The 22,227-nt window shown below is 41.0% G+C and carries 21 protein-coding genes; 4 read left to right on the top strand and 17 right to left on the bottom strand.

The annotated features are described in order from the left end of the window. Positions 1–37 precede the first annotated feature (37 nt). The 3 genes from DWY37_RS11150 to DWY37_RS11140 all read right to left on the bottom strand — a co-directional run bounded on the left by DWY37_RS11150 (position 38) and on the right by DWY37_RS11140 (position 7,532). Positions 38–4,306 carry an EAL domain-containing protein gene (locus DWY37_RS11150; protein ID WP_118541631.1) on the bottom strand — a complete coding sequence of 1,423 codons (4,269 nt, stop codon included), beginning with the start codon at positions 4,304–4,306 and terminating at the stop codon, positions 38–40. Between the two features lie 123 nt (positions 4,307–4,429). Further along, positions 4,430–6,193, bottom strand: coding sequence for a S8 family peptidase (locus tag DWY37_RS11145; protein WP_117698823.1), 1,764 nt, complete (start codon positions 6,191–6,193; stop codon positions 4,430–4,432). Between the two features lie 106 nt (positions 6,194–6,299). Next, positions 6,300–7,532 (bottom strand): CapA family protein, encoded by a 1,233-nt coding sequence (locus tag DWY37_RS11140; protein WP_117698824.1) that lies wholly within the window; start codon positions 7,530–7,532, stop codon positions 6,300–6,302. Positions 7,533–7,742: 210 nt separating this feature from the next. Here DWY37_RS11140 and DWY37_RS11135 point away from each other — a divergent pair, with 210 nt between their 5' ends. Beyond that, positions 7,743–8,309, top strand: coding sequence for an ECF transporter S component (locus DWY37_RS11135; RefSeq protein WP_022244388.1), 567 nt, complete (start codon positions 7,743–7,745; stop codon positions 8,307–8,309). A gap of 87 nt (positions 8,310–8,396) precedes the next feature. On the opposite strand, the gene DWY37_RS11130 is transcribed toward DWY37_RS11135, so the two are convergent. From DWY37_RS11130 to DWY37_RS11110, 5 genes are all read right to left on the bottom strand, one after another. Next, complete coding sequence (locus DWY37_RS11130; protein ID WP_117698825.1) at positions 8,397–8,597, bottom strand: hypothetical protein; 201 nt, start codon at positions 8,595–8,597, stop codon at positions 8,397–8,399. 192 nt (positions 8,598–8,789) lie between these two features. Next, on the bottom strand, positions 8,790–9,569 hold the full coding sequence (locus tag DWY37_RS11125) for a DUF4097 family beta strand repeat-containing protein (RefSeq protein ID WP_117698826.1): 780 nt from the start codon (positions 9,567–9,569) through the stop codon (positions 8,790–8,792). Beyond that, the gene (locus tag DWY37_RS11120) at positions 9,566–10,258 is read right to left on the bottom strand and encodes a DUF1700 domain-containing protein (protein WP_158552114.1); all 693 of its coding nucleotides are present in this window, start codon (positions 10,256–10,258) and stop codon (positions 9,566–9,568) included. The genes DWY37_RS11125 and DWY37_RS11120 overlap by 4 nt, the downstream gene beginning before the upstream one ends. Beyond that, a complete protein-coding gene (locus tag DWY37_RS11115) occupies positions 10,255–10,578 on the bottom strand; it encodes a PadR family transcriptional regulator (protein WP_022244385.1) in 324 nt (107 codons plus the stop codon). The genes DWY37_RS11120 and DWY37_RS11115 overlap by 4 nt, the downstream gene beginning before the upstream one ends. 355 nt (positions 10,579–10,933) lie before the next feature. Then, a complete protein-coding gene (locus DWY37_RS11110; protein ID WP_117698828.1) occupies positions 10,934–11,575 on the bottom strand; it encodes an HAD family hydrolase in 642 nt (213 codons plus the stop codon). A gap of 128 nt (positions 11,576–11,703) precedes the next feature. Here DWY37_RS11110 and DWY37_RS11105 point away from each other — a divergent pair, with 128 nt between their 5' ends. Continuing rightward, positions 11,704–11,943: a hypothetical protein gene (locus DWY37_RS11105; protein ID WP_022244383.1), complete on the top strand. Its 240-nt coding sequence runs from the start codon at positions 11,704–11,706 to the stop codon at positions 11,941–11,943. A gap of 1 nt (position 11,944) precedes the next feature. After that, positions 11,945–13,195 carry an HlyC/CorC family transporter gene (locus DWY37_RS11100; protein ID WP_117698829.1) on the top strand — a complete coding sequence of 417 codons (1,251 nt, stop codon included), beginning with the start codon at positions 11,945–11,947 and terminating at the stop codon, positions 13,193–13,195. Between the two features lie 32 nt (positions 13,196–13,227). Here DWY37_RS11100 and DWY37_RS11095 read toward each other — a convergent pair whose 3' ends face one another. The 9 genes from DWY37_RS11095 to DWY37_RS15995 form a co-directional block, all read right to left on the bottom strand. Then, positions 13,228–14,007, bottom strand: coding sequence for a hypothetical protein (locus DWY37_RS11095; protein WP_118541629.1), 780 nt, complete (start codon positions 14,005–14,007; stop codon positions 13,228–13,230). A gap of 77 nt (positions 14,008–14,084) precedes the next feature. After that, entirely contained in the window at positions 14,085–16,721 is a 2,637-nt protein-coding gene (locus DWY37_RS11090; protein ID WP_158552115.1) for an InlB B-repeat-containing protein, read from the bottom strand. Between the two features lie 10 nt (positions 16,722–16,731). After that, entirely contained in the window at positions 16,732–17,367 is a 636-nt protein-coding gene (locus DWY37_RS11085) for a hypothetical protein (RefSeq protein ID WP_117698832.1), read from the bottom strand. Then, complete coding sequence (locus tag DWY37_RS11080) at positions 17,364–17,807, bottom strand: hypothetical protein (protein WP_117698833.1); 444 nt, start codon at positions 17,805–17,807, stop codon at positions 17,364–17,366. Before DWY37_RS11080 ends, DWY37_RS11085 begins: the two co-directional genes overlap by 4 nt. 5 nt (positions 17,808–17,812) lie before the next feature. Then, entirely contained in the window at positions 17,813–17,956 is a 144-nt protein-coding gene (locus DWY37_RS15845; protein ID WP_156454680.1) for a hypothetical protein, read from the bottom strand. Between the two features lie 116 nt (positions 17,957–18,072). Further along, the gene (locus tag DWY37_RS11075) at positions 18,073–18,447 is read right to left on the bottom strand and encodes a hypothetical protein (protein ID WP_117698834.1); all 375 of its coding nucleotides are present in this window, start codon (positions 18,445–18,447) and stop codon (positions 18,073–18,075) included. 8 nt (positions 18,448–18,455) lie between these two features. Beyond that, positions 18,456–19,718 carry a hypothetical protein gene (locus DWY37_RS11070; RefSeq protein WP_117947673.1) on the bottom strand — a complete coding sequence of 421 codons (1,263 nt, stop codon included), beginning with the start codon at positions 19,716–19,718 and terminating at the stop codon, positions 18,456–18,458. Next, on the bottom strand, positions 19,705–20,787 hold the full coding sequence (locus DWY37_RS11065; RefSeq protein WP_330417603.1) for an ATPase, T2SS/T4P/T4SS family: 1,083 nt from the start codon (positions 20,785–20,787) through the stop codon (positions 19,705–19,707). Before DWY37_RS11065 ends, DWY37_RS11070 begins: the two co-directional genes overlap by 14 nt. Positions 20,788–20,798: 11 nt before the next feature. Further along, positions 20,799–20,966 (bottom strand): hypothetical protein, encoded by a 168-nt coding sequence (locus DWY37_RS15995; protein WP_022244373.1) that lies wholly within the window; start codon positions 20,964–20,966, stop codon positions 20,799–20,801. A gap of 233 nt (positions 20,967–21,199) precedes the next feature. Between DWY37_RS15995 and DWY37_RS11060 the strand changes: the two genes are divergently transcribed. After that, positions 21,200–22,072 (top strand): DegV family protein, encoded by an 873-nt coding sequence (locus DWY37_RS11060; RefSeq protein WP_022244372.1) that lies wholly within the window; start codon positions 21,200–21,202, stop codon positions 22,070–22,072. The last annotated feature ends 155 nt before the right edge of the window (positions 22,073–22,227 follow it).

Genomic DNA, 22,227 nt, shown 5'->3' with positions numbered 1-22,227 from the left:
CATCATCATAACATATACCTTTTGTCTCCGTCAATGCCTATTTTTCTGACTCTTCCCAGTAACAACAGGTATCCTTTCCTTTATGCTTTGCTGTATACAAAGCTTTATCTGCCTGCCTGATACTATCTTCATAGTTATAGCTGTCTTTTTTAATCAGGGTGATTCCAACACTGCAGGATACAGGAGTTGGAAGCTTCTCCCGCAACTGTTCCTGCATCCGTGCCAGTCTCTTATCCAAAGTTTTCTTTGAGCAAAATCCTTTAAACAATACTACAAATTCATCCCCACCAAGTCTTCCTATATAATCAGTACGGCGGAAGCTTTCATGAATGGTATCCACAAAAGTACGCAATACTTTATCTCCATATGGATGTCCCTTGGTATCATTAATCTGTTTAAAATTATCAATATCCAATATGAGAAGTGCACACACTTCCCCTTTCTTTGCTTCTTCTAATACATAATGGCTGGTATATTGTTCAAATATCCGCCGGTTCAGTACGTTCGTCAACGGATCGGTATTGGCTGCACGCTCCTGTTCCTGCTGACGGCGTTTCTGTCCATCTATATCCTTAAGATACAGCAGTGCATACATATTTTCCGTCACCTGCTCCTGAAATACATGTACGGTAAGTTCCATCCAGTGGTAACTTCCTCTTGCCATCCTTCTGCGAAGCTGATAATTCACAGTAGCCGTTCCTCTGTTATAATTATAAACCATCTTTTCCTGTTCTAATACATCATAGCAGCCAAACTGGTCTTCCTCTAAGACCAGCTCATCAATATGACGGTTGAAAACCTTCACATAATTTAATGCTTCCCGCTCGCCCTCTGCTACGTAATCTTTCCAGAGTCCACCACTGCTTTGAATCTTACCATTACTCAGGTCTACCTCAGCATATGCCACGGTCTCCGACAGCATTGCCTGATAAAAGTCTTCTCTCTGTAAATACTTTAACTGAATATTCTGATGATCTTCAATCTGATAAATAGTAACTATCCTCAAATTTTCATCCTGTTTCTGGTCTCCGATTTTACAGATGTCCAGGCGGAACCATTCAAACTCATCCTGCTTGTTTTTTAAAAGAATTTCTAATACCTGATCCTCTTTTCTATATTCTACACCGGTAAACGCTGCATGAAATACATCCCGGAAATGAGGATGTACCATTCCATCCTCCCAGCTTTCCGGAAATCCAACCTCTTTTAGCTGATTGCCCTTTAACATAGAACGATTTGTATGGAAATAAATGGTATGTTTCTTCTCATTATACTCCATACGTTCATATTCCTGACTCTTTAAAAATTTTTTCCGAATCATATCATTATTGATACGATGATATCCTTTTAATGTATAGACACCATTTTCCTGATGACCAAGCACTCCAACACAGCGTACTGTCACTTTTCCACGTTCCGGATGATTCCAGGTATATTCCATCTCAATAATCTTTCCGGTTGTAATAATATCATGTAATGCATTCTGTACATAATCGTAATAACCATCACTGATGTTATCATACCAGAACCTGAAATATTCCTCGCTGTTCATAATGTCGTCTATGCCCAGAATGCTGCGCATGCTCTTATCCACATACAGACGGTTCTTTCCATTGACCGTATCCAGTTCCAGCGTCCACAGTCCCAGTTTTACAGACTGTAATATATTTTCTTCCTTCAGCATACCCGTCATACGGGCTATCATTTCACTCTTTACATCCATCATTCCGTCACGAATCAGTATATTTGAAATAAAAGGACGTATTCTGGCAAGAAAAGTCTTATCATTTGGGCGGTATTTCGGATTATCCACACCAATAAATCCAAATAAATGACCTTCATTTAACAATGGAAGAAGCATCAGCCTGCGTATTTCCTGATGCACTAATATTTTCCACAAATCCGGTGCTGACTCCCGATACATATCCACATCTTTGATAATAACCGGTCTGTCTTCCTTCAGACTGCCAATCACCAGTTTTACCCGGTCACCCGGTACTGATGCGAGGTAAAGCTGCTGGCTCTGAATCTCATTTTCACACCACTCACAGACATTGCTCCAGCTATCTGCCTCTTTGGAATATAAAAAGATATAGCAGCGGTCTGCCTGATAAAATTCCCCGGTATGATGAAGAAGTTCACTGATGATATCAGCTTCATTTTCTTTTTCTTTCGCCTCTTCCAAGGCTTTCACAATGCCCTTTTCCACTTCTAACTGTTCTTCCAGCCTGCTCATGGAAATATTGATGGTATTCATGTCAATACCTATCTGAAGGCGTGCTGCCTTATTGCCCCAGTTTACTAATTTATCCTTCATCAACATCTGGGTTCCTAAGAATTCATTATTTGCATATCTGGTCAAAAACTTCTTATGCTTTAATTTTGCCATATTACAATCTGGGCACGGTTCTTCCCTGCCCTCTAATACCTGATAACATTTCTTGCCGGCATAATCACTGACGCCGCTGATTCGTTGTCCGGCAGAGTTCATATAATATAACTCATAGCTTTCCGCATCTATGACATAGACCATCTCTTCTAACTGGTCTAATATTGCTTTATAATCGGTACCATCTCCTGCTTCCGGCAGAATCACTGTGCTATTCCCACAATCTTCCTGCCACCGTTCTTCCTCTACATGTCCAAAAATATACTGTTTTTCAAACAGCTCTTCTTCAATCGGTTTACTGAAATAGAACCCCTGTAAAACTTCAGGTGCAAGCTCTGCAAGTGTCTGTAATTCCTCCGGTGTTTCTACCCCTTCACATACTACCCGGATCTGTGCACTTCTTGCCAGTTCCAAAATATTACGAAGAAGCCGGTAATTGTATGCACTCATATTAATCCGGCTGACAAAGCAGCGGTCAATTTTAATCTCATCAATTGCCAGACTCTTAAGATAACTTAAGCTGGAATATCCGGTTCCAAAATCATCCATGGAAATCTGTATACCACGCTTGCCCCACTGATAAAATAACTGATTGTATTTGGTATAATCCTGTAACTGCATGCTTTCTGTCAGTTCCAGAATAATAGCTTCTCCGGGAATTCCTTCCTGTTCTAATAAATCATAAATGTACTGGCTTAAATCCGGCTGCTGTAACTGTATATAAGAAAGATTAATACTCATACGGAATTCCGGATTATAACGCCGCCACTTTGCACACTGGGCAATGGCTTCCTTTAATACCCATTTTCCCACCTGCACAATCATTCCGCTCTGCTCTAATATTCCAATAAAAAGATTTGGTGACACTACCCCATGATATTTTGAGCGGAAACGGAGCAGTGCCTCTGCTCCCACTACTTCATAATTACTCATCCCAATCTGTGGCTGGAAGAGAAGATAAAATCCATCACACTGGTTGCGGATACTCTTTCTGATTTCTTCTGTTAAGTCAATAACCGACAACTGTTTCTCATAATCTTCTGCTGAGAAAAGAATCAACCGGTTCTTACCGCTCTTCTTGGCACGGTCCAGAGAACTTTCCGCATAGTTAAACAGTGTATTGGCATCCTTGATTCCGGACATCGGATAGCAGACTGCACCTGCTGAAAAGGTACAGTTCTCCATCATCTTCATCTGTATATTCTGGTATACCTCACGCACAGCCTCCATATCATATCCCACAAAATTAACTGCAAACCGGTCACCATCCAGACGATAAATTTTTATGTTTTCATCAATACTATTTTCCAGAAGAGCCGCAATCCTCTTTAAAATAAAATTACCATGGCCTCTTCCATATTTCGTATTGATATTTTTAAAATTATCCACACCAAGAACAAGTAAAACACCTTCTTTTCTGCTGTTCAGCATTTCATCCAGATGTTCCATTAATTTAGTACTATTAAAAAGTCCGGTAAGTGAATCTGTCTTTCCCAAAAGGACAGTATCTGATGTTCTTCCCACCATTACATAAGGAATCCCGGTCTCATCCAGTTCAGCTTTCCCACGACAGCTGATCCAGACCAGATTGCTGTTTCTGTCTACCAGCCGGTATTCCAAATCATGTATCAGGCTTTTTCCAGAGCAGATAGATTCCATATCATTAACCCACTGGTTTAAGTCTCTTTCATATACAATATCTTTCCAGTCATCTATGCCGCAGCTGTTGTTTTCATCCATGCGCAATGCATATCTCTTTGATATATCATTGCTGGCGAAATAAAATTTACCCTCTTTTAAATCTGCCAGAAATAAATAATCATCGGTACTTTCACTTAATAACTGCAGAGTCTGGTAACATTCCGCAAATCCTTTTTTCCCTTTAAACAATTCATCCAGCGTATTCTTCTCCTGCATAGCCCCTCCAAAAAATATATATTTTTCTGTCTATACATTCCTTCCTGCATTTTTTAATTGTACATCAAATTATCGTTTTTTACAATATTTATTCAGAAAAGTGTCATAAAAGTACAACCGTATTCATCCAGCATCCGATGGCAGACTGTCCGCTGCACACAATACACCCCAGCCCAGCCTTGGATTTGGGAAAAAGGAATATCCCGGCAGTGGTCTTGCTCCCCGGATGAGATATGCTTTTATTTTTTCCCCATATAAAAAAGCATCATGTTTCTCTACAATTCCCCATTGCATAAAAAGTGCTGCCGTCCCGGTTACAAATGGCGTTGCCATTGAAGTTCCACTTCGTACGGTATAACCGCCGCCTGGTGCACAGGATTCAATGTCCACCCCTGGCGCACAGATGTCCGGTTTCACCTGATTGGTCTCTCTGGTGAACCCTCTCCCGGAAAAGGCTGCCACCTGATTATATCTTGCATCATAGGCCCCCACCGAAATTACCTTATAGGCAGTGGATGGAATTGTAAGCGTTGTCTCTTCTGTGGGATATAAAAATCCGGTTGCTTCTCCGATGACCGCAAGGGAAGGCAGCCACATATTATAGACCCCGGTTACAATCTTTTCCGGTATCAGCGTTATTTTATAGATTCCGCTGTCGATATAATTTTCCACCGGAAGAAAATCAAAATAGATTTCCTGAAAAGGACTGAAAGGGCTTGGTTCTCCAAAATATAATAAAATCTGCGTTCCTTCGATAGTAAATCTCTGGGGGCCCTGCAGCTGCCGGATAATCCCCACCGTTTTCCCACTGGGATGTGTCATCCGGATGGAAAAAATATCCGCATAGGATTTCCAGATTTGTAAGCTTAACGCAGGCTCATATTCTCCTACTGCAAATTCCACTTCCTGTTCTCTTCCCATTACAAGCTGCCCGGAGGTATGCCCTCTGGCACTGCCTTCATTTCCGGTGCCAATCACCAGAACCGATTTCCAGTAATTTGCCATATCTGATAAATAGGTTTCAAGAAGAGAGGTTCCATCATGGGAACCATAGGTATTGCCAAAGCTTATATTTACTGCCACCGGCTGCTTAAGTTCCAGTGCTTTCCGGAGAATATAATCCATTCCAAGCATCAGCTCTGTTGTCCTTGGAAAAGAATTTTTTCCCGGTGTGCCAAGCTTTACCACCAGCAAATCACTTTCATATGCCACGCCCCGGTTTCTTTCATTGGATGATCTTCCATTTCCCGCTGCGATTCCTGCCACATGGGTTCCGTGCCCGGATAAATCCCGGCTGGGGCAGATACGGTACCCCTCCTGTATATCCTCCTGCTGCAATGCTTCATTGATTACGTCCCGGTCGTATTCCGTTCCAAGCCGGAATCCCGCCGGTGGATTTCCTGCAATGGTCTGATCCCAGATTGCCAGAATCCGGCTACTTCCATCTTCCTTTCTAAAATCCGGGTGTCTGTAATCGATGCCACTATCTAAAAATGCCGTTATCACACCTTTCCCACTCAATCCCGTTCCCCCTAACCCCATTTTTCTTGTATAAAGGGACGTAATGCAGGAGGCTCTGATTCCCTGCTGTACAGAGAAAAAGAGCCTCTTTGGTTTTTCCATATATTCAATTTCTGTCCGGTCTGTTACCGCATCCATCAAAGCCTCCGGCAGCCGGATAACTGCATATTCATTGCTCAGTTCTGTAACTTCAATATCCGGAAATATCTCCTCTAATTTTCTGAGACTTCCGGTATATTTTACAATGACTTCCCATGTGTCCGTTTCTTCCTGATATCCTACATTTAAGTTTAAGGACTGCAGTCTTTCCTCTTCTGTTGCATCCAGTGCCAGATTCAGTAAGTTTTCCCGTTTCGAACTGTTCATTCCATCTCCCGGCAATTTCTTTTATTACTACTCTATCGCAATCCGGTATTTTTATGCACTTCTTTTCAGCTTATTGTACCAATACTGTTTCATACTCTGCTGTCTCTTATTGTGGTGTTACGGTTCCGTCATCCTGCACCGTTACGCCAAAGGAAATGCTGTTGATATAGTCATTCAACTGCTGCTGTTCTAATTCATTCATCTGTCTGGTCTTTCCATTTTCTGCCTTTGCTCCCACCAGCTTATAAGAAATTGCACCATCCTTATCCACTACCATTTCCACTGCCATGGTGCGCTCAATGCTGCTGCCAAAAACAAAATTGCCAAGGCTGTAAAACACCGGCTTTCCGTCGATATATTCAATGCCCTGCAGACAATGGGAATGTGCACCAAACACTACATCTGCACCGGCTTCGATATATTTCTGTGCCAGCGTTCTCTGATATGCCTCAGGTTTTTCCTGATGTTCCAAGCCCCAGTGGACATAAACCACCAGCACATCACACTGACTGCGTGCTTCGGCAATGGCATTGACAAACCGCGTTTCATCATAAGTAGAAAGGACTCCCGGTACTGCGCTTTCTACATTCCAGCCGGCAACCGGAAGTACACGGGATGCTGCAAGAAATCCATACTTTTTCCCATTTACTTCTATTATCTGCACTTCCTGCGCCCGCTCTACGCTGTCCCCTGCTCCGGCATATAAAATGCCCTGTCCATCTAATGTTGTAAACGTATCACTCAATGCTTCCCTTCCATAATCGAGGATATGATTATTTGCCAGAGTGACCACGTCCACGCCCATTTCCTTTAATGCGGCTGCATAGGATGGGTCTGTGCGGAAGGTATACTGCTTGTCCTCCATCTGGGTGCCCCGGTTACTAAACGGAAATTCTTCATTTACCATGGTAATATCTGCATTTACAAGCAGCTCTTTCATGCCATTATCTATGACAGCATCTATGCCTCCGGCATCATAGTTTGTTTTAAAAGAATTGGCAAAAAGTACGTCTCCGGTAAACATCAGTGTTGTATCTTCTGTTACATCTGTTGTTTTTACATTTTTCTCCGTATTCTTATCTGCATCTTCAGAAGCTGCATCCTTTCCGGCTTCCGCATCATTTTTACCGTCAGTTTTATCACTGGTCTTTAAATTGGATTCTCCATTTTTATCCTTGCTGTCTTCTGCCGCTTCTGTCCCTGCTGTTGCGGCAGTCTGCCGGCTGTCCTTCTGGCGGATGCTTCCACCGTGATGGGCTGCATATATCATTGCTGCACCCAGCAGAATCACACACACTATAGAAACTATATATAATGCAATCCGAACTTCTTTCTTCATTATTTTATCTCCTTTTTTGTAGTCATGTTTCCGTGACTATTTTACCAATGAATGAGCATTTCGGCAATCGTTAAAATTTGTATACTCCTTTTGCCTTTAAGCTGGCATGGTCATATTTGTTATATCTGGCTATTTTAATCAAACCACATTTTACATATGATAGGGAAAACGATTTGCAGATCATATACCAAAGAAAGGATTTACTTTATTATGAAAAATACAAAGAAAATGGTTACTGCGGCCTTGCTTGCTGCATTTACCTGCATTGCAACTATGATTATTAAGATTCCTACACCAACTTTTGGATATATTCATTTAGGAGACGGACTGGTACTCCTATGTGGTATTATCTTAGGACCTGGAATTGGTGCACTTGCCGCTGGTATCGGCTCCATGTTTGCTGATATTTTCTCCGGCTATATGACCTGGGCTCCTGCCACTTTAATCATCAAGGCTCTGACCGCATGCATCGCCGGACTTCTGTTCCACAAACTGCGTCTTAACATTTCTTCCAAAGCTAACCGCAGTGTCCGCGTTGTTATCGGCGGTATCGTAGGTGAGGCTCTTATGGTACTTGGCTACTTCCTGTTTGAAGCAGGTCTTGCTGCATTTGCCAGCGGTTCTTTCTCCTCCGCTGCTCTTGCTACCGGAATTGCTTCTTCTGCTGCAGGTATTCCATTCAATATCGTCCAGGGTGTTGTCGGCATTATTCTCTGCCTGATTCTGCTCCCGGTTTTAAGTAAAATCAATGATGTAAATGAGTGGGTTTCCAAGTAAATAATTTTATAAAAAATGATAGCAGGCAAGTTGAAAAAAATTGTCTGCTATCCGTTTTTCCATTATTCATCATAAAAAGACTTACAACTAATCATCAATCCAGCCATAACAATACCATTCCAGATCAGCTACAGTGTCCATACTATATGCTTTCTTTTTTTTAGCATATTGGCGTTCATTTGCTTTTCTAGCTTGATATGCCTTATTGTTAGGATTATTCTGATTTGCATAATCATTAAGCTGTTGCTTCGTATGAGTCTTTCCAGATACCCCATGCCCTTTCGACATATGAATACTCCTTTCTTCTTGATTCCATAAACCATACTGCAAGAGATAGCGGACACTCTGTCACCTTCTAAGCTGAATTCCAGAAAATACTCTTCTATGAATTACCCCTGCATATACTGATTTTTCAAGAGTGGAGTATAATTTCTTTCATTATTACAAGAAATTATCAAATATATTATATCATATCTCATTCTATTTTTCAAAAATCACATCAATATTTCCCACATCACAGTTTATATCCATATCATAATCTGCACCATTGTCGATTTCGTCATCTCTGCCAAGTCCGGCAACAGAAATATCTCCTGCTTTTATAGAACCAACACCACAGCTTAAACTGTAATTGTAATCCTGCTGCTCTCCGGTTAATTTCAATTCCATATTTCCCACATTACAATTGGCGTCTAAATCACCTTTTACTTCACCGGCAAAATCAAGATTTCCGGCATCCACATCCAAGCTTGCATATGCTGTCGTCAACAGTCCTTCTTTTATATCAATATTTCCTGCTCCTACTTCAACTGAAAGTTCCTCTAACTCAAGCTGTTCCGGCACTTCAATAACCACCTGTAAACGATGCACTCCATCGCCCCAATATGCTGCATGGAAGTTTTCGCTGATTATTAAAGTTCCATCTTCCAATGCAGTCTCTACCTCAGCATTTTTAGAAGTTGTTATTACCTTAATCTCTTTGCCTTTTCCTTTGACTACTTTCAACATTCCTGCATCCATATCGATATCAAGTGATTTCACATCTTCCGGTGCAAATGCAGTCTCTTCTGTACTGGCTGTTCCTTTATCCTGTCCTTCCCAGTCAGTTATATCCCAATGAAATGCAAATTTATTATTTTGCACTGCTTCTACAAATTCCCGCATGGTTCCACCGGTTGCAATTCCAATTCCTAATACCACGCAGCCTAAAAGAAAGCAGCCTAATGCAATACCAAAAATAATTTTTAATGCTTTTTTCATGCGCAAGCGCCCCCTTTCTTCTTAAACAGTGACTGCCATAATTTTGCAATTCCTTTTGCAAACCATGGAAGAAACTTTCCACATACCAGAACCAGAAGTCCGGCCGCACATAATCCAATTGCAAGCATCAGAAGTCCGGCTGCCATAGAAATAAGACCTAGGGAAATTGCGCCTGTTACCAAAATTGTAATTGCTACACCTGCTACCGCTATTCCGCCGATTACACAGCCGACTGCAATTCCAAATAGTCCTCCGATAATTCCTGCTAACGTTCCACCAATTGCTACTAAAATACCGCCCCAGATTGGTGAAGTAAGCACCAGCAGGATTATAAGCAGAATATTTCTTGTGGTATTGTCTTCCCTCTGGATCGTTCCGTTATAATTCTGCTGCCCCATATTCTGGCTTGCACCGTTATAATTCTGCTGTCCCATACTCTGGCTTGCACCGTTATAATTCTGCTGATTACCGGAAGATGCTGTCTCACTGCTATTGCATCCCGGAAAATCTGCCCGGATGGTTGCTGCCACTTTTTCCGGTGATTCTAATTCCCGGATTATTTTTTCTTCATTTTCTTCTCCTGCATCTTCAAAGTAACTGGTATAGTATGCAATTGCTTCCCGTTTTTCCTCTTCCGGAATTCCTTCTAATAACTGCTCCAGCCTTCTCATAAACTCCTGTCTGTTCATATCTTCTCCTCTCCGGAAAATAATTCTGTTATTTTCGAAGAATAATTTTCCCATTCCTTTCGATAATATGTTAATCTTTCATTTCCATTTCCAGTTATCTTATAATACCTTCGGTTTCTGCCCCCACATTCTCTGTCATATACTTCCAGACAACCGTCCTTCTGCAATCTTCGCAGCACCGGATACAGCGTTGATTCTGACACTTCAATGGCTTTCCGCACATCCTGTGTAATCTTATAGCCATAAGTACCTTCCTCATCCTTTGATACTACAGCCAAAACAATTGCATCCAGAAGTGCCGCACCTGTATTAAATACCATGCAATCACTCCCTCCAGATTTTCATAAATATAATATTATTCTTTATGCATTACTATTTTATATTCAATACTATATATCATATAGTATTATTTGTCAACCTATAAAACCTGTCACTGGCAGCCTTTTACGAATGCCGGGCAAGAAAAAAGAATGTGCCTTGGCACATTCCCGCGCCTGCGGCGGTCGCTTGCGACATCTACCTTATACGCCGCAGTGCGCATCCTCGCGGCGCGTTTTTTACTTTACAGGAAAGCAATTTCCTGTAAAGCAAAAAAAGAGCCTTGCTTCGTTCTTTTCAAACAACCAAGACTCTTTTTCTCTTATTTCTACATTCGTTTCCTGTTTTCTATTTTAATTATTTTCCGGCAAATACTTTTTCTACCACTTCCGGAAGCTGTGACAAATTTTCAATTTCCGGTACTTCATCATCAATTGTGCCAAATCCATATGCTGCATGGATAAAAGCGACTCCTGCCTTTTTGCTGGATTCGTAATCGCTCTGGATATCTCCCACATACACTGCATCGGTAAGTGCATTCCGGGATACTACCAGGGCTATATTATCTTCTTTCTGTTTTTCATTATTTCCATAGCATTCTATATCCGAAATATATTTTCCTAAGTTATAATAAGAAAGAAAAGCCTCGATATATCCGCTCTGACAATTGCTTACGATATAAAGTTCATATTTTTCCTTCAGCTTTGCAAAGGTTTCTTCCACACCCGGATATAACACCGCACCATGCCCGGACAGATATTCATTTTCATATTCGCCACATTTATCTAAAAGTTCCATCCGCTCTTTTTCCGGCATATCCGGGAAAAATTTTGCTGCAATAACATCCATTGTTTTTCCCATGATTCCACGAAAATCCTCTACAGTCAGAGGTGTACGGTTCACTTTTTCCTGTTTTAATATTTCATTCCAGGATTCTGCCACACCGACTGTAGAATCCCACAGAGTTCCATCCATATCAAAAATTATTCCCTGCTTCATTTTTCTTTCCTTCTTCTATTTTTTTGTTTTCTATTAGTTTTCTATTAGTTTTTGAATTTTTTGTTCAATTTTATTCCTACATGGTGTATAATACCATTATTATTAAAAAAATTGCAAGGAGATTTCTTATGAGTCAGGAAAAAGTTGACCGTTATAAAGAACAAAAGAAAAATCGTAAAAAAATAATGAAACAGGAGAAATGCAAGCGTTATCTGGGTTATACCGCTACCGTTGTTGTCATTGCACTTATCATAGGCTGGGCAGGCTTCTCCATTTATAAAAATCATGAAGCAAATAAACCGGTATCCTATACAGAGGTAGATTTAAGTGCTCTTACGGATTACTATTCCAATCTGCAGGTGGACTAATTTGAGCGGAACAGATATCATCCAATTAGTAAGTCTTGTCATACTGATTCTTTTATCAGCATTCTTTTCTTCTGCTGAAACCGCCCTTGTAACCGTTAACCGGATTAAGATGCGGACCTTGGCAGATGAAGGAAATGTAAGGGCAAAGCGCGTGCTTGCTATCACGGATCATTCATCTAAAATGTTAAGCGCTATTTTAATCGGAAATAATATTGTAAACTTATCCGCCTCTGCTATTTCTACAGCACTTGCCATCCGCATTTTCGGAAGTGTTGCTGCCGGAATATCAACTGGAATTTTAACTGTTTTGATTCTGATTTTCGGTGAAATCACTCCAAAAACAATTGCTACCATACATTCCGAAAAACTGGCATTGGCGTACTCCGGAGTTGTCAGCTTTCTTATGAAGGTTCTTACTCCTGTCATCTTTATTATTAATATGCTTTCCCATGGCTTCTTAAAGCTCCTGCATATTAATCCTGATGCCAAGAAGCAGACCATGACAGAAGCCGAGCTTCGTACTATCGTAAATGTCAGTCACGAATCCGGTGTTATTGAGAATGAAGAACGCAATATGATTAATAATGTGTTCGATTTAACTGATTCTGAAGCAAAAGAAATTATGGTTCCCCGCATAGATATGACTTTCGTAGATGTCAATGCCAGCTACGAAAAATTATTAGAGATTTTCCGGGAAGCCAAATATACAAGATTACCAGTATATGAAGATACCACGGACAATGTCATTGGTATTTTAAATGTAAAGGATTTATTGCTCTATGATGACCGGACGAATTTTTCCATCCGCTCTATTATGCGGGAACCGTTCTTTACATATGAGCATAAGAATACTGCTGAATTATTAAAAGAAATGCAGGCTTCTTCCCTCAACATTGCTATCGTATTAGATGAATATGGTGCAACTGCCGGTCTTGTTACTTTAGAGGATTTATTAGAGGAAATTGTAGGCGAAATTCATGACGAATATGATGCCAATGAAGAAGCTGATATTACTGCTTTAAGTGAAAAAGAATACCTGGTCAATGGTTCCATGAACCTTTATGATATGTGCGAAAAACTGGGGATTCATTTAGAGTCAGAAGATTATGATTCCATTGGCGGCTATATCTTAGAACATTTAGACCATCTTCCGGACGAGGGAGAATCCATTACCACAGAAAATGGAATCCTGCTCCGGGTTGAAAAAATGGATAAGAACAGAATCGAAAAGGTATATCTGAAAACTCCTTAGGGAGTTTTCGATATACCTTTCTTTTTCTATCATCAGTCATCTGCATACGGAATATGATAACTGAATTTACTTAATCTTACATGATATGCGCCATCATAATTTCCCACAAAAGTTGTACTTACCAGTCTGGTATAATGTAATTCATACAATTCCTTGTCCACTCTTACTGCATCTGCAATATCATAATCCATCGGCCAGTAATATCCCATAGTTCCATCATCAAAACTCATCACTGTCCAAAGCGGATACGGGCATGGATTTGCTGGTTTTGTTTCCTCTGCCGGCTGTTCTGTCGGTGTCGTTGCCGGAGTTTCTGACGGTGTATCTGATGGTGCTGCCGGAGTTTCCGACGGTGTCTCTGATGGTGCTGCCGGAGTTTCCGATGGTGCATCTGATGGTGCTGCTGGAATTCCACCGACAGGTTCCTGTCCCCCGGATGTCGTTGCGTTTTTCTGAGCTGAAGGGGCCGGCCCTCCTGCAGTTGATGCCGGCTCTGTTGGTTCCTTTCCCGGTGTCACTTCCTGTGTTCCCTTTTTATCGGTTTTCTCATTCTTTCCCTCGGATTCATCCGGCACTTCCTGCTTTGCCAACAGAACCTCTTCTTTCTTCTGCTGAAATACCTCCTGCAATGCTTCCGTCTTACAAACCACAACTCCTGTTGCAGTATGCTCCTCTGCTTCGTGGAATTTTCCTATGGATGTTTTGTTTAAAACATGATTACTGCTCTTCTGTACGAAAAATGTACCACCAACTACAGCTGCCACTGTAAGCAGACAGCCTGATAAAATCAATATTTTTTTCTTTGGATTCAATTTTTCATAACTCCTTTCACTTTTCTCCAACTATACCATAAGTCATTTTTATTGTGCAACCAATTTCTTCTTTCTTTCTAAATTTCGGCATATTCACCGATACAATGGATAAATTTGTTCCGAAAACGCTCTATTTCCGTCATTTTTCCAGTATTATGCTGCAATTCATATTCTTTCATCTCATTCATCTGTTGATGTGATAAATTCCAGACTTCTAAAGCCGTATTCCTTTGCAATGCCTCTTCTAACTGTCTGTAATTTTCTTCTCTCCTCCAAATAGAATCCTGTGTTATGGTATCAAGATATTTTTCACTGATAAATCGAAACGTTTTTTCTTTGTCCTCCACCTGTTGCGAGGTAGTATCCACCAGATAAACGGTAACCTGTTTTCTGCTGACATTGCCAACTGCATCTTTTGCATAATAAGTAATCGTGGTGGTTCCTTCATGCGCAAAGTTCTTCCACTCTTCTTCCGTATAATCTTCCACGCAAAAAACAGTATTCTTCTCTTCATCTACTCCGCTCTCTAAGATACCTTCCGGATTATCTTCTGAGCTGTTTTCTCTGTCCTTTGCACATGCCTGCTGCAAAAGTATTTCCTCTGTAATCCTGCCGCTTCTTGCATCCGTCAAACTATAATACTGATCTTTTGCCTCAATAACAGGACTCTCATCCCACTGTGCATATAATCTCTGTTCCCCTGCATGGCAAAAAACATCTTCTTCCCCGATAAGTTCTTTTTCCTGCCATATTACATCCGGCTTTTTATCTTCCTCTTTGTCCTGTTCTGTATCCGGCTCTGTGCTCCATCCTAAGAAAAGGAAGTTCTCCCGCACGGCGTCTGGCATTTCTCCATAGGGTGTCCCATAATATCGGCTCTCCTGCTTTGTCTCTTCTCCATCGATCAGGCCTCCATTTCCATCAAAAATGATTGGAAAGCAATAGCAAAAATCCGTATCTGCTGTTGCATAGCCATCCAGACTGTCATATGCATAAATTGAAATCAGATGCCTTCCATATTCATTCTTATGTTTTACAGCAGAGGTATAATAACGGTAATTATAGTTTTGCCCCTCTATAAAATAGTCCCCTTTTTCTCCTAATTCTGACATCTGCCATTCTGCCGTCAAATCATCCTGACCCTGGTTTTCACTCCACACCGCAAAAGCAGTCTTTTTAATTCCATCTCCGCCATCCCGCACAAAGACATATGTATAGAATCCATCCGTTCCATTCTGAATCGATATCGTCCGCTCTATAACCGGTGGCTTTGATTTCTTCCAGATGGCATAAAAGGTCTGATTCTCCGTTACCACTACCTTATCTCCTGAATTATATACCGGCTCTTTAGCACCTTTCCTGTCTGCCCAGCCGGCAAACGCATACCCACTGCGCTTTGCAGATGGAAGTATTACTTCTGCATCCTTCCATTGTGCCTTTAATAGAACCTCTCCCTTATGCTTTGAAGATAAATTTAATACCTGTGCCTTATCTTCGTATACAGAAAGTTCCGATAACGCTTCCGGCACACCGATTGTGCCTATTCCCTCTCTATGCTCATTATATCCATGATTTATCCAATGTAATAAATATGACTCACGCCGGCTGCCAAATGCCTGTTTTAAATCTTCCCCTCCATATTTCATATAATCCGTCAATCGAAAATATGGACTGGATATTCTTCGTTCCCTGCCCTGTATCACATACTGATAGAAATGTTTTACTAATGCTGCCTTATTAAACCCGAAACTTTCCAGTAAATCCTGATTTGCTTTTGCATAACAGGGGGCATCAAATGCATACCACGGAAATTCTATTCCGTTATAATAAAAACTGTTATGATCTTCCCACCCGACAAAGGTGCTTTCCGCGGTAAGTTTCTCTGCCTCAGATGTTCCACCATTTCCATCCAAGGTTACTGTATACTCTTTCTTATACTGATTCTGCTGTAATTGAATCTGTTTTCCATACAGCACATCCGGTTGAGAAGCAACAGTTCCGCTGGTAGCCCCATTTCCATCATAATGAATGGTATAACGATTTTCGAGATAATTTACTTCGATATTATCATTATGCCATGCGCCATCATCTCCCCAGGGTGTCATTCCACATCCGTTGGTGTCCACCACAAAACTACAGGTTTCCTCTTCCATACTCTCAAAGTATGTCTGATAGCAGTTGCTGGTAGACACTCCTTCAAAATGATGCCCCAGCTCCGGCAGACGAAACGTAACCGGAAGATGATATTCCCTTGCTCCTATTTCAGAAGTTGCATTATCATGTCTGGTATAATATTCCCTATCTTCTAATGTAATGCCAAGCTCGTCTCCCCCAATCAGATACATTTTATAATAGATTCGATAATTAATCCCATTGGAATGACGTTCCCCTATATTACAGTCAATCCGGTAACGAGCTGTTCTTCCACCTGCATTGTCACGAACTATCAATATGAAATACCCGGAAGTTTCCGGATACCAGGTCTGCGCACTTCCGTAAACAGATGAAGTCAATTCATCCGGCATTTCTTCCAACTGCTTGGTTTCTTCTGTTTCTAATACTTCTGCTTCTAATACTTCTGCTTTTTCAGATTCTGCCACCTCAGTTTCTTCTACCGTTTCCGCACTTATCATCTGAATACTGCACGGACTCATAAAAAGAATCATGCATCCGCAAAGGAAACGGCATACTCCCTTTCGCACCTTCTTTTTCATGCTTACCCCCCTATTCAAATACTGCATAATATGTCTGATTTTCTTCTACACACTGTGTAAAATCCGCGAGATAATCCTTGCTGTCCCGCCACTCTAAAAACTTCTTTTTCAAATCATCACAAACCGGTTCTGCCGGAGAGGTACAGTAATCCCCCTTTTGTATTTCCAGCTTCTTATAATAAGATTTTCCCTGTTCCATTTCTTCCCTGGAGCGATAAAAGATTACCGTCTGCATTGCCACTTCTTTTTCCCCTTTCTCCGTTTCTTCTCCATTCCCATCGTCATCTGTAAGAATTGTACGGCAGCACTGTATGCTGCCCTCTTTCCCGCCCGGATACGAAAAATACTCTTCCACTTCCACAGAAAGTAATCCTTTTTCTGCATCTGCTGCAATCATCCGAACAGTTAATTCTGAATCGGAATTCATCTGCGGAACCAGATTTCGAATCAGTAATGTCCTCATATCTTCGGAAGTATAATCTCTGTCTGCATCCGCCTGTACCATCTGCAATGTTGTTTCCATTGCTTCGGTAAGACTCTGTTCTAATTCTTCTTTTCGTACATTTTTATGCTGCATGGTCAGCAGAACTACCACAAATAAAACAACAATTCCTCCGGATAATACCCCCAATACCATATGTTTCATATACCGCCTCCATTTACCGGAATCCGGAAACGGGAAACCGTCCGCTTTTCATATGCATCTTCTACCCGCACCTCTATTTCATAGATTCCTGCCTTTTCATAAATATCTTCTACTGTTTTTCCTGCCTGATTTCTGATATCAGTTATCTCAATCTTAAGTTCCTTTCCATCTGCATCCACTGCGTGAAACAGTTCTGATAACGCTATCTTATCTGCAATCGTTAAGATGCGATGATCTTCATAGATAATCACCGGAACCTGACGGCTATGAATATCTTTTAACATTTTTCCGTCCATATTATTTCCAACATCTGCACCGGCTGCCGGACGTTCCATCCCACTTCCAGTTATGCGAAATCCCCATAAGCATAATATCAGTAACATTGCCGCCACTAATACGGTAATTACTGTCTGTCCATATTCTTTCCATAATGTTTTCATTTGTTTTACCCCAATGCCCCCTGTGCTCTGCTTATCATTTCATAAAGATAACCTCCCTGTGAAAACAGTCCAAATAAAATTCCTGTCATAACAATGACTGCCAGAACCGCTATCACAAGTCCACCATATTCTTCCATAAAAAAATGCATTTTTATCCCCTTACCGGACATAACCAAGCAAATACCACAACACTCCGATACAACCACTTCCAAGTACTGCATAGATGATTGCCTGTCCATAATCCTCCATAATTTTTCTCATAAATCTACCTTCCAAATCCCCGGATACTATGCTCCGTTTTACTGTGAAATGGTCCCATCCGGTATGCGTAATGCAATATCACTTCCGCCATGGTTACCTCCTTTTCCACGGGCGGCACGTTTCCATTTTCACATACAGTTATAGCTCCGGAATCCTCATATAAATTAACCTGCAGCTGATAGCCCAATTCATCAGCCTGCTTTATACAGGCATTTATTACTTCCCGGTTATAATTGCTGTTTTCCAGTTCCACTACCACATCCGATTTAAAATTTCTTGCCTGACAAATCTGCGCTTCTGCTGCAACAATACCTATTCCAACTGTTGACAGCAGCATCATCAGAAATATTCCAAGATATGTTTTTATTACCTGTTCCATCTAATCCCCTATCTATGTACGCTTGCTAAAAATACCACCAGAAATGCCGTCATATCAATCATCATTTTTCCTGCTCCAGTCAATGCCGGGGCTAAAAACAATGCATATAATCCAGCCAGTGAATCCTGATTTTGTTCTCTTTCTGCCTTATCTAAAAGTTCCTGATTCCGTTTTAAAATCTGACTTAACTGCTTTTCACTGTTTCCATATCCGCCGTTGGATAATGCATACAACATCCGCATAGCAGAATGCACATCCGGTAAATCATAATCTTTTAAAAAATTAAGATATGGTTCCAGACTCTCCGGATTCTGTGAAAGTTCTTCCAGCATATCATCCACTGCCGGTCTTAGAACCTCCGGTGTCTGCGGCCGGATACGATAGAATGCCACCTGCACATTTTCAGTCTGAAGCAATAAAGAAATGTCCATTAACCACTGCGGAAATTCCGTTTCCATTTTCTTTCTCAGATACTTCCGGTAGAAATTACTGCGCACTCCTTTATGGGACTGCACATAACGATATTTCTTTTCATCCCCTTCTCCATAAGATTCCCTTTCCTTCAACCAGTTGCGACAGGTACGCTTCATTGCCCGGAAGCAAATCAGCATATCCAGGGACAGAAAAAGAATTGATGCAATCTGGCAAACCAAAAGTTGCGATAATTCAATATCTTTTGGCAGCAAATGATTCGTTATTGCACATACCAGAATGGATAAACCCACCGCTAAGAATACATTTCTTCGATATTTCTTACAGTCCTGCTGATGCAGTCTGACCCGTTCCATCCACTTCTGCAAATCCTCCAAAAGCAATTCCACCGTTGTCTCGTATGCTCCGCCATACTGTTCTACCATCAGAAAATACGCATGAATCTCTTTCATTCTGCGATTTTCATACTGCTGCTCAATCGCATCTAACTCTTCTTTCATATTGCTGTCATATTCTTTTCGTAAATGAAAGATTGCAGTTTCTATCTGTTTTCGCATGGCTCCCGGTTCAAACAATGCACAAACTGTCTCCAGTGCAGATAAGATTTTCGGATTCTGCAAAAATGCATACAGCATCTGCTCCATATACAATTCTGCTTCCTGCAGACGGGTCTGTTGCTTCTTTTCTTCCTTCAACACTTTATCCATACGCCACATAACAAGAACAAATACAATACTGCAGCAGATATATCCCTGCCACTTAAGCTGTAATAAAAATGCTGCCAGCAGCAATAATCCATAACAGCCTCCATAGGCAACGAAACGCTCATTCTTTTTCATATTCTTCTCCTTCCAGACGATGTTGTATCATCGGATTATCAAATGGCTCGAAAATTCCATGCCGCTTCATACGCGCAATCAGCCCTTTTGGAAGTTCTCTCACCATAAGATTGCCATCCACCACCTGCATATATATTTCATTTCTTCCTTCTTCTCTTACAAAGAAGCAGACCTGGTCTATATAACGGTACAATTTTCCTTCTGCACTCATTTTCTTCCGCAGCAGAATTCCAACATCAACATAGCTGTATACATCATTTTCCATGCGGTCTGCATCCATACGGCTCTCCATCATATTCAAAATACGGTCCGGAATTTTACGCACATCATCCGTATGAAGCGTGGTAAATCCACGGATTCCGGTAGACCAGCATTCCAGTAAAGACTTTACTTCCGTAGAACGTGCCTCCGATAACATAATCCAGGATGGGTTCTGTCTGAGACATGTCTTAATGGCTTTGGTATAATCAAAATCCGGATTAATTCGCAGTTCCACACAATCTTTTCCGGGATTAATCTGACTGTAATGCCATTCTGGATTATCCTCTATCGTAATGACACGCTCTCCTGCCGGAATAAACTGCGAAAAAAATTTTGCACATTCTGTCTTTCCCGCCCCCGGTTCTCCACAAAAGACAAAATTCATTTTTGCAGCCACACAATTGGTCAGCAATTCCAGTACCGGAACAGCTACATACTCATCCTCCACCATCCTTTTTACCTGCATACGCAACATTGGCATTGACTTACGGATACAGATACTCCTGCCGGATATGGCAACAGATTCATGCACAATACTGATACGCAGCGTATTGGTCTCCGCCTCCAACAAATTATTTTTCTTGTTAAAAGGCTTGCTCACTTCATTGGCAATCCGATGGGAAAACTGCTCTACAAACTTCTCTGTAATTCCATGGCTTCGAATCAGATATCGTTCATTTTCTACATCTGTAATCCACAACTGGTTTCCGTTATAGTCAATATCTGTAATCTTATCATTCCGGACATAACGCCAAAGGGGACCAAAATAATCCGGCTCCATCCGGATACCCAGTTCCTGTCTGTCCAAGTCATCCCCTCCTATGGTGTTCCGATGTTATTTCCAAAGTTATCAATTAAGTTCTTAAATGCATCATAAACGGGGCCACTGGTTCCATTTCCCATAATTGCTGTCACAAGTGCTGCTAATGCTGCAATCGCAACTACTGTTATAATTACCCCACCATACTGTTCAAAAATTTCTTTCAAATAAGAAAACCCCTTTCCATACTGAATTTCGTTTCACTGTTTGGAATATTTGGGAGGAAACTCCCGGATAAAAAAAGATAAATAAGATGGCTCTAATCATACCTGCTTTTTCTTTTTTTGTAAATATATTTTTTCATTTTTATAAAAATTTTACATTTTCATTTTTCATTATGCTATAATAAAAAAGGTATGATTTTATGCCACAATTTTATATAAGAACTACAGGAGGACACATGAATAAATTTATTATTACCACCGACACTACCGCAGATTTGCCGGCAGATTATGTAGCAGAACATAATCTTGGCATGCTGTCACTCACTTATACTATAGACGGCAAAACCTATGACTGGGAACATCCAATGGATGTCAAAGAATTCTATGCAAAAATGCGCGCCGGCTCTCTGCCTACCACCTCTCAGGTCAACCCGGAAACTGCCCGCGAAATCTTTACAAAAATTGCCACGGAAAATGACTGTGATATTCTTCACATTGCCTTTTCCAGCGGACTCAGCGGCAGCTACTCCAGTACAAAAATTGCTGCAAGTGAAATGGAAGAAGATAATTTCCCACATAAAGTCGTTGTCGTAGACTCTCTCTGTGCTTCCATGGGCGAGGGACTTCTGGTTCACAAAGCTGTCCAGATGAAAGAAAATGGTGCCACTTTAGAAGAAACCGTAAAATGGCTGGAGGAAAATAAACTACATCTGGTACATAACTTTACGGTAGATGATTTGTTCCACCTTCACAGAGGCGGACGTGTTTCTAAAACCGCTGCGGTTCTTGGTACCATGATTAACTTAAAGCCGGTGCTTCATGTAGATGATGAAGGTCATCTTATTATGGTTTCCAAGGTTCGTGGACGTAAAAAATCCCTGATTACCCTGGTTGACAATATGGAAAAGCAGATGGGTTCCTACCGTGACCAGAATGATATCGTATTTATCAGCCATGGTGATGCTTTAGAAGATGCACAGTTTGTTGCAAATCTTGTAAAAGAACGTTTTGGCATCGACAGCTTCTTAATCAATTATGTCGGTTCAACTATCGGTGCACATTCCGGTCCTGGAACGATTGCATTGTTCTATATGGGTGAATATCGATAAAACACCGGCAGATACAAAGCCGTCAAAGCAGCTTCTTACGGATGTCTGGCGAGCATGCGTTTTTTCTCGCTACTCGCGTAAATCAAAAAAGAGTTATTGTACCACGGTTTAAAATTCTGTGATAAATAACTCTTTTATTTATGTGAGAAATATGC

This window comes from Roseburia sp. AF25-13LB (genome assembly GCF_003478915.1).
Lineage (GTDB): Bacteria > Bacillota > Clostridia > Lachnospirales > Lachnospiraceae > Roseburia_C > Roseburia_C amylophila.
This window is presented reverse-complemented; position numbering and strand designations above follow the sequence as displayed.